Annotated in this window: 10 protein-coding genes; 4 read left to right on the top strand and 6 right to left on the bottom strand. The window is 68.5% G+C overall.

Annotated features, from left to right (window positions below; all coding sequences use genetic code 11):
- Positions 1-3: 3 nt before the first annotated feature.
- Positions 4-906, top strand: coding sequence for a pyridoxal 5'-phosphate synthase lyase subunit PdxS (gene pdxS, locus ABH933_RS10445; protein ID WP_429416455.1), 903 nt, complete (start codon positions 4-6; stop codon positions 904-906).
- 75 nt (positions 907-981) lie between these two features.
- Here pdxS and ABH933_RS10440 read toward each other — a convergent pair whose 3' ends face one another.
- From ABH933_RS10440 to ABH933_RS10430, 3 genes are all read right to left on the bottom strand, one after another.
- Positions 982-4,359 (bottom strand): tetratricopeptide repeat protein, encoded by a 3,378-nt coding sequence (locus ABH933_RS10440; RefSeq protein ID WP_429416452.1) that lies wholly within the window; start codon positions 4,357-4,359, stop codon positions 982-984.
- A gap of 86 nt (positions 4,360-4,445) precedes the next feature.
- Positions 4,446-5,273: an acyl-CoA thioesterase domain-containing protein gene (locus tag ABH933_RS10435; RefSeq protein ID WP_429416449.1), complete on the bottom strand. Its 828-nt coding sequence runs from the start codon at positions 5,271-5,273 to the stop codon at positions 4,446-4,448.
- 106 nt (positions 5,274-5,379) lie between these two features.
- On the bottom strand, positions 5,380-5,979 hold the full coding sequence (locus ABH933_RS10430) for a hypothetical protein (protein ID WP_429455021.1): 600 nt from the start codon (positions 5,977-5,979) through the stop codon (positions 5,380-5,382).
- A gap of 132 nt (positions 5,980-6,111) precedes the next feature.
- Between ABH933_RS10430 and ABH933_RS10425 the strand changes: the two genes are divergently transcribed.
- The gene (locus ABH933_RS10425) at positions 6,112-6,933 is read left to right on the top strand and encodes an acyl-CoA thioesterase (RefSeq protein ID WP_429416447.1); all 822 of its coding nucleotides are present in this window, start codon (positions 6,112-6,114) and stop codon (positions 6,931-6,933) included.
- Positions 6,934-7,236: 303 nt separating this feature from the next.
- Here the strand turns inward: ABH933_RS10425 and ABH933_RS10420 are convergent, their stop codons facing one another.
- Positions 7,237-9,042 carry an APC family permease gene (locus tag ABH933_RS10420; RefSeq protein ID WP_429416444.1) on the bottom strand — a complete coding sequence of 602 codons (1,806 nt, stop codon included), beginning with the start codon at positions 9,040-9,042 and terminating at the stop codon, positions 7,237-7,239.
- A 130-nt stretch (positions 9,043-9,172) separates the two neighbouring features.
- On the opposite strand from ABH933_RS10420, the gene pdxT reads away from it, so the two are divergent.
- Positions 9,173-9,790, top strand: coding sequence for a pyridoxal 5'-phosphate synthase glutaminase subunit PdxT (pdxT, locus tag ABH933_RS10415; RefSeq protein WP_429416441.1), 618 nt, complete (start codon positions 9,173-9,175; stop codon positions 9,788-9,790).
- A 162-nt stretch (positions 9,791-9,952) separates the two neighbouring features.
- On the top strand, positions 9,953-10,705 hold the full coding sequence (locus tag ABH933_RS10410) for a YebC/PmpR family DNA-binding transcriptional regulator (protein WP_429416438.1): 753 nt from the start codon (positions 9,953-9,955) through the stop codon (positions 10,703-10,705).
- 293 nt (positions 10,706-10,998) lie between these two features.
- On the opposite strand, the gene ABH933_RS10405 is transcribed toward ABH933_RS10410, so the two are convergent.
- Positions 10,999-11,643, bottom strand: coding sequence for a TMEM175 family protein (locus ABH933_RS10405; protein ID WP_429416435.1), 645 nt, complete (start codon positions 11,641-11,643; stop codon positions 10,999-11,001).
- 62 nt (positions 11,644-11,705) lie between these two features.
- The gene (locus tag ABH933_RS10400) at positions 11,706-13,232 is read right to left on the bottom strand and encodes a MutS-related protein (RefSeq protein ID WP_429416432.1); all 1,527 of its coding nucleotides are present in this window, start codon (positions 13,230-13,232) and stop codon (positions 11,706-11,708) included.
- Positions 13,233-13,275 lie beyond the last annotated feature (43 nt).

The raw sequence follows: 13,275 nt of genomic DNA, 5'->3' as shown, positions 1-13,275 counted from the left end.
GCCGTGACGACGCCCGAAACCGCCCCGACGACCGGTACCGCCCGCGTGAAGCGCGGTATGGCCGAGATGCTCAAGGGCGGGGTGATCATGGACGTGGTCACGCCCGATCAGGCCAAGATCGCCGAGGACGCCGGCGCGGTGGCCGTGATGGCCCTCGAGCGCGTGCCCGCCGATATCCGCGCCCAGGGCGGCGTGTCGCGGATGAGCGACCCGGACATGATCGACGGCATCATCAGCGCGGTCTCCATCCCGGTGATGGCCAAGGCGCGGATCGGTCACTTCGTCGAGGCGCAGATCCTGCAGAGCCTGGGCGTGGACTACATCGACGAGTCCGAGGTGCTGACCCCCGCCGACTACGCCCACCACATCGACAAGTGGAACTTCACGGTCCCCTTCGTGTGCGGCGCCACCAACCTGGGTGAGGCGCTGCGCCGCATCACCGAGGGTGCGGCCATGATCCGCTCCAAGGGTGAGGCCGGGACGGGCGATGTGTCCAACGCCACCACCCACATGCGCAAGATCCGCGACGAGATCCGCCGCCTGGGCTCGCTGCCCGAGGACGAGCTGTACGTCGCGGCCAAGGAGCTGCAGGCCCCGTACGAGCTGGTGCGCGAGGTCGCCGAGACCGGCAAGCTGCCCGTGGTGCTGTTCACCGCCGGCGGCATCGCCACCCCCGCCGACGCCGCGATGATGATGCAGCTCGGCGCCGAGGGCGTCTTCGTCGGGTCGGGCATCTTCAAGTCCGGCAACCCGGCCCAGCGCGCCGCGGCCATCGTGAAGGCCACCACCTTCCACGACGACCCGGACGTGCTGGCGAAGGTCTCCCGCGGCCTGGGTGAGGCCATGGTCGGCATCAACGTGGAGGAGATCCCCGAGCCCCACCGCCTCGCCGAGCGCGGCTGGTAACGCCCGGAATCGTCGAGCCCGGTCCGCTGTGTGGCCGGGCTCGACGTCGTTGTGCCGCAGCCCGATTCGATACGTCTACCGGCCCCGTGGCGATCGCCGGCGTCGGCTTATGTCGGTCATCACGCCGTCGAGCAGTCGGCGGGTGGTGGCGGTGTCCGCGTGGTCGGCGCCCAGGACCCGGGTGCGATCCTCCAGGGTGTGTTGCAGCAGGGTGGCCGACTCGTCGTACCTGCCTACCGTGTGATACCAGACGCCGAGGTTGTTCCTGCTGATCATGGTGTCGACATGGGCCGGGCCCAGGATCCGATCGCGGGTGGCAAGGGTGCGTTCGGCGAGGGGGATGCCGTCGTCGTAGCGGCGGGCGTTCATCAGCGCCATCGCCAGATTGTTCTGTGAGGTCAGGGTGTCTCGATGTTCGGGGCCGACGCTGCCCTGGCGCATGCGCAGGGTGTGGGTCTGCAGCTCGATCGCCTCGTCGTTGCGGCCCGCTTGCCCGTACGCCGCGGCCAGATTGCATTCGGTGGTCAGGGTGAGGTCGTGTTCGGGTCCCTGCGTCCGCCGACGGGCGGTCAGTGTGGTCTCGAGCTGCGCGACGGCCGCATCGGTGCGGCCCTGCTTCATGTACGCGACCCCCAGATGGTCTCGGATTTGCAGAGTTTCGGCGTGCTCGGCGCCGAGCGCCTGTTCGCGGCGTACCAGAATCCGTTCCCACAGCGCGATCGCCGCGGCCTCCCGGCCGATCCGGGAGTAGTTGCGGCTCAGGTGATGTGCGATGGCCAGGGTCTCAGGATGGTCGGCGCCCAGGGTCCGCTCGAGATAGCCGTAGTGGCGTTCGAGATGTTCGGTGGCATCGGCATGGCGACCGAGCTGGGTGTAGATGACGAAGAGGGTCTCGTGCGTGCGGATGGTGTCGACGTGCATCTGACCGAGCGTTCCCTGCTGCGCGGTCAGGTTCACCTTGTACATCGCGATCGCCATCGAGGACTTACCGGCCTGCCGATACGCGGCGGCGAGTTCGGCACGGGCGGCGATGGTTTCGGCATGTCCCCTCCCTACGGTGCGTTCGACGTCCGCGAGGTCGAGATCCAGCACGGCGATCGCCTCGTCGTGCCGTCGCGCCCGCTGGTACAGGCGGGCCAGGAGGCGGCGCAGCTTATGGGTGCGCGAATCCACCGAACCGACGGCCCGCTCGAATCCGTCCACCGTCCGGGCCAGCAGGGTTATCGCATCGTCGAGCCGATCCACACCCAGATAGGTGTTGACCAGTAGCTGCTGCTCGGTCAGCGTGGTGAGCGCGGTGGGGCCGTGAATACTCTCGTAATCGCTGACCAGGCGCTCTAGTGTCGCGACAACGCCGTCCATCCCGTCGGGTTGCCGGTGGTACGCCCGCACCAGCCACTTTCGTGCGGACACTGTTCTCGAATGGACCGGTCCGCGGACGCGATCGTTGCCCTCCACGCATCGTTCCAGTAGCACCAGAGCCTCTGCGCCCTGGTCGGTTTCGAGCAGCGCGAGGGCCAGCCAATGGGACAGGTCTATGGTGTTGGGATAGTGTCGGCCGTGCGCGATCCGGGTCTCCGACAAGACTTCTCGCAGCACCGGAACCGCCCGCGCGTATTGCTTTGTGTGCGACAGGCATATTCCGACCCGCATTCGCAGGTCCCGCAGATCCTCGGCGGCATGGCCGGCATCCTCTTCGGACTGCCCGATATGCCGTTCGGCGTAGGCAAGGAGGTGTTCATAGACGCCGAGAGCGTCGCCGAAGCGGTCGGCCGCGAAGTATGCCTGCGCGAGCTGTCGTCCGGCCAAAACGGTGTTCCGGTCGGGAGTTTTGTCATTGTCCAGGGCCGCGGCGCCCGGCTCCAGCAGCGGGCACGCATCGGTGTGCCGCCGGGTGTGCACGTGAACGGCCGCGAGGTTTTCGCGGGCGGAGACGGTATCGGGATGCTCGGCGCCGAGAACTCGCTCGCGATCGGCAATTATGTTCCGTAACAATGAAATCGCCGCATCGGTTCGCCCCGCCGACAGCATCGCGCGGGCCAGATCCTGACGCCGGGCGAGGGTCTGGGGATGTTCACCGCCGTGACCCTGCTCCGCCGCCCGCAGCGCGGACTCGTATACCGATATCGCCGAATCATGCTGTCCCGCAATATGATGAGCGGTGGCAAGCTCGTGGACCGTGGTCAGCGTGCGCGGATCGAGGTCACCATGCAGCCGGGTCCGCTCCGACAGCAGGTCCCGCCACAGGTCGATCGCGCGGTCGCTCCGCCCGGCCGCCAGATAGGCGGCGGCCAGCTTCTCGCGGGTCCGTTCGGCCGCGGGATGTCCCGAGGCGCCACCGTCGTGCAGTTCGATCGCGGTCTGTTCGAGGCGGCTCAGCCGCATGCGCTCGAGCCAGACGGACGCCGCGTGCGCCCCCGGGGATCCGGCGGCGACCTCCGGTTCGATCAGCGTGCCCGCGGCCGTGAGGGTGTGGTCCAGCTCGCCCGCGTCGGCAAGCCGTTTCCGCAGCACCGCCGCGACGGATCGATGCATCTGCGCCGCGGTGCGATCCAGCGAATATCCGACGAGGGCGGCACGCAGGCAGTTGTCGAGGGCCATGTCCACGGTTTCAGGTCCGGAGTCGTTGCCCTCGGACAGCCGGCGCAGTGCGCCCAGGGGGACCCCGCTGGGCGGCAGCACCGCCAGACTCGCCAGGATCCGATGCATCATCCCGTCGACATCGTCGAGCAGGGCCGCGTCCACCGCCAGCGATACGGCCGCGTCGGGGCCGCCGCCCCGCAGCTCCCGCACGTATCCGTGGTAATCGATGCGGTGCTCGGGATATCGGCGGCGCAGGCGGATGGCGGCCGCGGCGGCGGTCAGCGCGAGCGGCAGATCGCCCAGCGCCTCGGCGAGCAGATCCGCGCCCACCGCGTCGTCGAGCTGGGCCCGCCGGCGCAGGTAATCGACCGACTCGGGGCGTGAGAACGGGCCCACCGCAACGGTTTCCCCGAATTGTGCGGTGCCGGTGACGATGATCCGGGCGTCGCCACGAGCGGGCAGCAACGGCTCCAGCGCGGCAGGGTCACCGACGTTGTCGAAGACCAGCAGATGGGGCCCCGCGGTGCTCTCGAGGTACCGGCGCACCGACTCGCCCGCCGAGTCGACGCCTGCGGCGATGCCGAGCCGATCGGCGACCACCGCCAGATCCGCGCACATCTGTGCCTCGGACTCCGCGTTCACCCATGCGATGAGCCCGCGGTCCACGGCGATCGCGGCCCGCGCGCATGCGGCGGCGATCTGGGTCTTTCCGGTGCCCGCGGCCTGATCCGGGGAGGTCAAGACCAGTACGGGGGTCCGGTCCATCATGGATCGAATGTGCCGGGTGATATCGCGTTCGGCACAACCCAGCGGTTCGTCGGGGATTTCTCCGGCGACAATCGCCCGCGTCGCCGATTCCGTGAACGTCACTCGCCGCCCCACCATCCGATAAACCCCGAACAAGCCCGGATAGTCTAGCCACACCGCCCGCGGATTGTCCCGCCGTTTCCAGCGATTCAGCGCGACCCGTGGACCAGGGCGGCCTTGGCGGCGCCGTATCCGGCGAGATCCACCTGACGCCGGGCATTGGACAGGCTGTTGACCACGCTGGTTCCCAGCGGTCCGTTCCGGTCGTACATGGTGGCGGTTGCTACTGAGATACCCTGTGCTGCAACCTGATCCAGCGCTCGCAGGCCGACCTCGGAACCCTCGGGCAGGCGCGAGAGCGTCACGGTGACATCGCAGTTGATGTATCCGACGCCCTCGGTGCCCCAATTGCAGACCATGCTGGTCGCGTCGCCGAGGAATGCGGCGCGCTCGAACGGGGACATGGGCTCGTCATCCACCAGGAACTCGAGGTTGTGCCAGACGCACTTGCGCTCGCTGTTCTGGCCGGATGCGAAATCCTGGCTCCAGTCGTGGTCTCCGGACTTGAACAGCGGGGGTGCGCCGATGGGCCCCACCTGATCGGAGGTTGGCACAGGCAGGTCGTCGTCCGTGTGCCACACCTGCCCCGGCGGCTGCTCGCCGGTGGTCAGATACATCACGCTCGCCCGTGCCCGAATCTGATCGTGTTGGACGATGGCGGCGTCGGCGACGCGGATCCGGTTGCCGTCGCGCACGATGTGGCTGTACACCGTGATCGGCTCGTTCAGCACCGGCCGGAACAGGTCCACCGTGAAACGCGCGGGAACGAACCCCGAATCGGGACAATGCGTTTCCAGCTCACGGGCGAGCAGGGCGCCGACCGACGTGCCCGACAACTGGCCCTGCGACCAGGGGCTTATCGACATATCGGTCGCGACGTAGTGTCCGTCGGCCCAGGTGAAGAACGTGAGCGACATGCCCGCCTCTTTCTGTCACGATCATCTGCATTAGAACACGTGTCAGTGTGCGAGGCCACCGGCGGAATGCGGCCCGGCCTGGGAAATGTGCGGGCCGGGGGGATATTCAGGTGCCGAGTGCCGGCCGGTCGCGATGATCCCACGCGACGAGGAAGTCCGGGTCACCAGGATGATTGCGGCGGTGCCGGAGCAGGGCCTCGATGGTGAAGTCCTCGGCGGTGGTGCGCCGCAGGGCGCCCTCGGACAGGCGCAGCTCGACCGTGAGATCGAAGGGGAGGCCGCGTCCCTGCAGCATCGGTCCGGCCACCAGCACAATGGTGTCGTTCGTCGCGACAATCGGTGTGGCGCGGGCGGATCGGTCGGTGGCCTCGTCCCAGAGGGCGGGCAGCCAGCGGTTGTACTCGCGCAGCGATTGCAGCACTTCGCGATTCAGGCCGGAGTAGTCGAACCATGCGGTGCGGTAGGACATTTCGTCGCGGCCGTATTCGAGGCGCAGCGAGGCCGGGCGAACGTAGTCGTGCAGCGACACCACCCCGCACTGCCGTCCCCGCGTCCGGATTCGTGCGGCGACGAGTTCGGCGAACGGGAGCGGCTCGGCGGCGTCGGCGCCGTCGATCGCCACGACCGCGCGGCCGGGCAGTGCTGCCGCGCGGTCGGCGACGGCCGTGACGAGGGCATCGGCGGCGATGGGGGTGAAGCTGGGCACTGGACCATCATGCCGGGTCGGGGCGAGCGTGCCGCCCGGTGATCCTGCCCGCCCCGCTGGACGGAGAGCCAGGCACGCCGCCGAGTTCGCCATCGCATAGCCTGAGCGGGTCGAATTCCGGAAGGACGGTTCATGGCCACGATCGAAGAGGCGCTGGAGCTCGAGCGCCTGGAGCGGGACATCTTCCGCGGCGCGTCCACGAAGACCCAGCTGCCCAGGACGTTCGGGGGACAGGTTGCCGGGCAGGCGCTGGTGTCGGCGGTTCGTACCGTGGACCCGCGCTATCAGGTGCATTCGCTGCACGGTTACTTCCTGCGCCCGGGCAATCCTGCCCAGCACACCGTCTACGAGGTCGAGCGCATCCGCGACGGCCGCTCGTTCTGCACCCGGCGGGTGACCGGAATCCAGGACGGGCAGGCCATCTTCACGATGTCGGCTTCGTTCCACGTCGGCGACGAGGGCCCCGAGCACCAGGACTCGATGCCGAATGTGCTTCCGCCGGACAATCTTTCGGATGCCCAGACGACGATGAGCCCGGAGCGCCTGTGGGCGATGCGCGAGTGGGAGCACTGGGACATCCGGTCGCTGCCGCAGGACCAGGTCGCCCCTCGCGACGGGCTGGCCTCGCAGCAGCAGGTGTGGTTCCGCTACCGCCACCCGCTGCCCGACGAGCCGGTCTTCCACATCTGCACCCTCGCCTACATGAGCGATATGACCCTGCTCGGCTCGTCGAAGGTCACCCACCCCGACGAGCCCACCCAGAACGCCTCCCTCGACCATGCCATGTGGTTCCTGCGCCCCTTCCGCGCCGACGACTGGCTCCTCTACGACCAGAATTCGCCGTCGGCCGGCTACGGGCGCGCGCTCACCGGCGGTCGGATCTTCAATCGCGAGGGGCAGTTGGTCGCGGCGGTCGTCCAGGAGGGCCTCATCCGCACCCTGCGCGAGTCCTGAGGGCTGCGCACCTCCGGGCGGCGGAGACTCGTCGATCGACGCCGCGCCCGTTGCGTTCGCGCGGTGCGAGGCACGTCGGGACGGCCCCGCGGATTATCTGCGGCGGGACTCTTCCGGGCGCTGACGGCCGATCGTATCGCCAGCCGTGCGGGCGGCGGCTGCCTCGTCCGGCAGGGACCGATCCGCTCGGCGCAGCGGCACACCGAGTTGGTCTACGGCTGCGGCGAATCGGCCACAGGCGAGCGGCTGGGCCGATCGGCTACCGGGCCCAGCTTCCGGCGTGAAGCCAGGACTCGGCCCGGATTACGAAGTCTGCACCCGCAAATGGCAGACGACCGTGTCGGGGAGGCGGCGGAGCTGGCGCTCCAGCTCATCGCTGCGGTGGCTCGGCAGCACCCGGTCCCAGCCGGTGGACGGGTCGACCTCGGCGATCAGTACCACCTTGCGGCGGTCGGGGAAGTTGTCCCGGACGTAGCGCGCGACCGGGGCGCCGACGGTGCAGTCGCCCGCGTCGATGATCTCGAGGTGCACGTCCGGGTGCCAGGCCTCCCAGGCCTTGGTGAAGGCGGTGGTGTTCTCGCCGGGCAGGCAGACGTGCAGCGCGACGATGTCGTGGCCGAGCGAGAGCGCGGCCGAGAGCGCCTCGCGGCTCAGCTCGGACACCTCCGAGACCGGCACCACTATCACGGTGCCGGTGGCCCGGGGCGGCGCGGGCAGGCAGCCGGTGCCGCGGCGGCCGTCGATCCGGTTGTACTCCTTGCGGATTCGCTCCATGATCAGCACCAGCAGCGGCAGGACCAGCACGATCAGCCAGGCGCCGGAGGTGAACTTCATCGCGATGGTCACGATCGCCGCGACGCAGGTCAGCACCGCGCCGAAACCGTTGAGCGCCAACCGCCACCGCCAGCCGCGGACGTGATCGCCGCGCCAGTGCCGCACCATGCCGACCTGCGCGATGGTGAATCCGACGAACACCCCGATCGCGAACAACGGCACCAGCGCATTCATATTGCCGTTCGCCGCGATCAGCAGCACCGCGGCCGAAATGCCCAGGGCCAGCACGCCGTAGCGGTACACCTGCCGGGGAGTGGCGACCGCGAACCGGTGCGGCAGGCAGTTGTCGTCCGCGAGGATCTTGGTCAGCGTCGGCAGGCCGCCGTAGGAGGTGTTGGCGGCCAGGGCAAGAAGCACGACCGTCGCGAATTGCACCACGTAGTAGGCGATTCCGTGCCCCAGCGCCGCCGCGGTGAGCTGCGAGAGCACCGTCGTCCCGTCGACCGGGTGGATGGAGAACTTGCCGATCAGCGTCGCGAGTCCGAGCAGCATCACCCCGAGGAGCACCCCGAGGGCGACCTCGGCCCGCTGCGCCCCGCGCACCCGCGGCCGCTCGAAGCTGGGTACCGCGTTCGCGATCGCCTCCACACCGGTCAGGGCGGAGCATCCGCTGGAGAACGCCTTGAGCAGCAACAGGATTCCGATGGTGCGGCTCGCGCCGAGCGTGCTCGCCGCGCTGGTCACGCTCGCGGGTTCCGACCGCAGCAAACCGGCGGCGATGACCACCAGAATGCCGGCGACGAAGACCACGGTCGGCGCCATGAACGCCCGGGCACTCTCGCGGATTCCGGCCAGGTTCAAAGCGGTGATCCCGACGAGAACGGCCAGGCAGATCCACACCGTGTACGGCAGCAGCGCGGGGATCGCCGAGGTCAGTGCCGCGACTCCGGCGGCGATCGAGACCGCCACGTTGAGGATGTAGTCCACGATCAGCGAGGCCGCGGCGACCAGGCTGGTCCGGTGGCCCAGGTGGCTGCGGGCCACCGCGTACGCGCCGCCGCCGTTCGGGAAGGCGGCGATCACCTGGCGATATGAGGCGATCAGGACGGTCAGCAGAACCACGATGGCGATCGTTACCGGCAGGGTCATGCCCAATCCGGCGCTGCCGGCCGCGGCCAGCACCAGCACGATGGATTCGGGGCCGTAAGCCACCGAGGCCATCGCATCCAGAGACAGGCCCGCCAGGCCGGTCAGCACGGTGAGCCCGCGCCCGGTGGGCGGAGTCTGCACCCGCGTTCGGTCGGCGGGCTCGGTATCCGGCAACACATCAGTCACTTGCGCGAGTGTTCCCCGCTGGAAGGGACTTGTAACAGCGCGCCTACAAGATTTTGACGGTCGCGTGATCAGTACCACAACGGGTCCCGGCCGGAACCGGGCCGTCACGGGCGGCTCGTATGCTCGACTCGTGAAACCGACGATCGGAGTGCTGGCGTTGCAGGGCGACGTGCGCGAGCACTTCCATGCCCTGGCGGACTGCGGCGCCGAGCCGGTGAACGTGCGCCGCGAGTCCGAACTCGCCGCCGTGGACGGCCTGGTGCTGCCGGGCGGCGAATCCACCACGATCAGCAAGCTGCTCGAGGTGTTCGGGCTGCTGGAACCGCTGCGGCAGCGGTTGCGCGAGGGCATGCCCGCCTACGGATCCTGCGCGGGCATGATCCTGCTCGCCGACGAGGTGCTCGACACCCGGCCCGACGCGCAGTCGCTGTCCGGCATCGATATGACCGTGCGGCGCAACGCCTTCGGGCGGCAGGTCGATTCGTTCGAAACCGATCTGGACTTCGCCGGCCTCGACGACGGGCCGGTGCGTGCGGTGTTCATCCGGGCGCCGTGGGTCGAGCGCGCGGGCGAGGGGGTGCAGGTGCTGGCGCGAGTGCCGTCCGGACCGGCCGAGGGGCGGATCGTCGCGGTGCGTCAGGGAAACGTGGTGGCGACGTCGTTCCATCCGGAGGTGACCGGCGATCTGCGAGTACACCGGATGTTCGTGGACATCGTGCGCGAGAACGCGGCGGCCCGGGTCTCCTGAACAGCCGGTTCGACCCCCTGTGAGGGCGATCTCAACCGCGAAGTAGTACAAGTGGGACCGGGCAGTAAACTGGCATAGTTAACTGCCCGAGGCGCAGTTGACTGCCCGAGGCGCAGTTGACTGCCCGGATCTCGAGCACACCGACGTGAAGGAAGTAGGGGAATGAGCGGCCACTCCAAATGGGCCACCACCAAGCACAAGAAGGCCGTGATCGATGCCAAGCGTGGCAAGATGTTTGCCAAGCTGATCAAGAACATCGAGGTCGCGGCGCGGACGGGTGGTGGGGACCCTGGAGGAAACCCGACTCTCTACGACGCCATCGACAAGGCGAAGAAGAACTCCGTCCCCAACGACAACATCGAGCGCGCCCGCAAGCGCGGCAGCGGTGAAGAGGTCGGCGGCGCCGACTGGCAGACGATCATGTACGAGGGCTACGGCCCCAATGGCGTTGCCGTGCTGATCGAATGCCTCACCGACAACCGCAACCGCGCCGCCGGCGAGGTCCGCGTCGCCATGACCCGCAACGGCGGCAACATGGCCGATCCGGGTTCGGTATCGTACCTGTTCCACCGCAAGGGCATCGTCACGCTGGACAAGAACGGCCAGACCGAGGACGACGTGCTGACCGCGGTGCTGGACGCGGGGGCCGAGGAGGTCAACGACCTCGGTGAGTCCTTCGAGATCATCAGCGAGCCCGGCGATCTCATCGCGGTGCGCACCGCGCTGCAGGAGGCCGGCATCGAATACGACTCGGCCGAGTCCGGCTTCCAGCCGTCGATGTCGGTCGCGGTCGACGCCGAGGCCGCCCGCAAGGTGTTCAAGCTCGTCGACGCCCTCGAGGACAGCGACGACGTGCAGAACGTGTACACCAACGTGGACATCAGCGACGAGGTGCTCGCCGAGCTCGACGCCTGACATCCCCGGCAGCATTCGAAGGCCGCCCCCGCGATCTCGCGGAGGCGGCCTTCGACGTTGCGGGACCCGGATCCGGCGCACGCCGTGGCGGCGTGGGGCACGCCGGCAGCTCCCGGGACAACGCGTCGATCCACCATTGCTCGACCCGCTCGGGTGACCAGCCGCGTTCGACGGTGAGCGTCGTGTATCCATCGATATTGCACAGCGCGGCGTAGATGTCGGCTGGATCGCGTGGATCGTCGGAGTCGGCGTCGATCTGCTGCGCTACTGAATCACGGCGTGCCGGACCGTGTTCACGCGGTCCGCGCCCGGAGGCGGCGCCTGGAGACCGCCTCGAACTGTCCCGCGGCGAACACCAGGACCAGGGACCAGAGTCCGACGGCCGGCAGGGTGAGCGAGACGAGCACGGCGATGCCCGCCCCGACCACCATCGACCAGCGCAGTATCAGCTCCGGCCGGGTGATCCGGTCGCCGTCGGAGAGCAGCCGCGCGCGGTACAGGATCAGCTCCTCGACCCGGTCGACCGCCATCGTGAAGATCACCGCGAGCAGGTAGATTCCGGCCGCGAGCGGGTCCCGGTGGGAATACACGTCCAGGACCGTCGCCACCGGCAGGGCCACGATGCCCACCAGCCAGAACATGTTGACCCGCAGCAGCAGTGGCGTATAGCCGGTGGCGCGCTCGAACAGGCTGTGGTGCTCGCGCCAGAACGCGCTGATGACCGCGAAGCTGATCGCGGCGGCGAGTAGGGCGTAGCTGTTGTCGGACAGGAACTTCGAGGTGGATTCCTTCGCGACATCGCGGGCGCTGTCGACCAGGGGCAGCGCGATCAGGGTGATGGCGATGGCCACCACGGCATCGCTGAAGAACATCAGCCGTTCGAGCCCGCGCTGGGTACGCGGTCCGGTCGTGCCGGTTTCGGTGGTGCGCTCGCTCATCGTGCAAAGACTACCGAGAACCGCCCTTCGAGGGCGTCACATGGCGGGGCGCGACCGGCTTGTCACCTACTGTGTGCAGCATCGTCCTCGGGCAGGGCGCGCGGGTCGCGGTCGAAGACCCGGCGGAAAATGTCGGCGGCGTGGCTGCCGGACTCCGGTGGACCTGGGACGAGGTTAAATGTGCGGGTGCCGTCGGCGAGGCGTTCGGCGCGCAGGAACAGGTCGCCGGGATGGGCGGCTTCGTAACGTAGGCAGGCGAATTCGGTGAGGTGGGTGACGAAGACGACGGCGACGCCGGTGGCCTGCAGCGCATCGAGCAGTGGGGCGGCGATGCGGGCGGCGTCGCGGGCGCCGGTGGAGGCGAACGACTCGTTGCACAGCAGCAGGGATCCGGGGGCCATCCGGTCGATCAGGGCGCTCATGCGGACCAGTTCCTCGACGAGTTTGCCGTGCGAGAGGGTCCGGTCCTCGTCGGCGGCGAAATGGGTGAACACGCCCTCGTGTACGGGCGCCTCGAAACTGTCTGCGGCGACGAATATTCCGGCCTGAAACATCAGCTGGGCCAGGCCGAGGGCGCGCAGCAGGGTGGACTTGCCGCCGTTGTTTGCGCCCGTGATCATGATCAGCGGGTGATCGAGCGCATCGAGATCGTTTCCAACGCCGGGACTCTCGCTCGACAGGCACAATCCGATGTCGCGCAGGCCGGAGCAGCGCGGACCCGCGGCGCTCGCGGGGTGGATCACCGGCAGGCACACCGGCGCCCCGATAGCGGCCACGCGGCGTTGCAGCGTCACGCAGCCCAGGTAGAAGGCCAGCTGGGTACGCAACTGCGCGAAGAACTCCTGCACGCGGTCGGTGGCGTCGCTGACCACGTCGGCGATGATTGTCAGCGCTGGATTCGTCAGCTGCACAAGGGGACTGGACTCGGCTTCGGGATCGTCGATCGCCTCGAACGCGCGCGCAGAGCGGCGGTCGAGGCCGAACCAACGGCGTTGCGGGCGGATCGGCGCGTGCAGCCGCACCTCGGCGATCTTGTTTCCGGTGGCCAGCCCCGCGCTGAAGTGCAGGCCGTGCTCGAAGTCCATTTCGGCCAGCTGCCGAGAGATGGAGTCGAGGTAGTCGTCGTCCAGTTGCCGCGCGACGATGGCGTTCAGGTCCGCGAACCCGTCGGATTCGAACTTCCCGAAATGCCGTGCGCAGGCAGTTCGTAGCGTGCGCAGGCAGCCGATGAGCTCGTTGAGCGGTTCGAGGGCGAGCAGCAGCTTGCCGTTCGGGCGATGTCCGGGCCCGACCTTCCAGCGCCGCACCTGCGTTGCCCGCGTGGTGATGTCGTACAACTCCCGCACCGCGCCGGGATGAGCACAGCAGTCCGCGAGCACCGCGTGGCGATAGCGGATCACAGCCGGATCCAGCACACTCGCGGGCAACACCGCCCGCACCGCATCGGCAATCGTGGGATCGGCGTCGCCATGTTCATCCAGAGCCATTGCGGCGCAGAGCATTTCAACACCCAGATCGTCCAGGGTGCGCTGCTCGGCACGGGCGATCCGGACCATGATCCCGGGCGGCTGCAGCAGTGCGACTCTCATCGGGAGATCCTCGTGTCGCGGGGGTGGTCGGCCTGTCGGTGAT

Source organism: Nocardia sp. GP40, from assembly GCF_050434125.1.
Classification (GTDB): Bacteria; Actinomycetota; Actinomycetes; order Mycobacteriales; family Mycobacteriaceae; genus Nocardia; species Nocardia albiluteola.
The sequence above is the reverse complement of the archived record's forward strand: the minus strand, read 5'-3'. Positions and strand labels throughout refer to the sequence as shown.

Bases quoted from the DNA above. Each gene is read 5' to 3' on its own strand.
- ABH933_RS10405 (WP_429416435.1), bottom strand. From the start codon at position 11,643: ATGAGCGAGCGCACCACCGAAACCGGCACGACCGGACCGCGTACCCAG.
- ABH933_RS10425 (WP_429416447.1), top strand. From the start codon at position 6,112: ATGGCCACGATCGAAGAGGCGCTGGAGCTCGAGCGCCTGGAGCGGGAC.
- ABH933_RS10435 (WP_429416449.1), bottom strand. From the start codon at position 5,273: ATGTCGCTCACGTTCTTCACCTGGGCCGACGGACACTACGTCGCGACC.
- ABH933_RS10400 (WP_429416432.1), bottom strand. From the start codon at position 13,232: ATGAGAGTCGCACTGCTGCAGCCGCCCGGGATCATGGTCCGGATCGCC.
- ABH933_RS10410 (WP_429416438.1), top strand. From the start codon at position 9,953: ATGAGCGGCCACTCCAAATGGGCCACCACCAAGCACAAGAAGGCCGTG.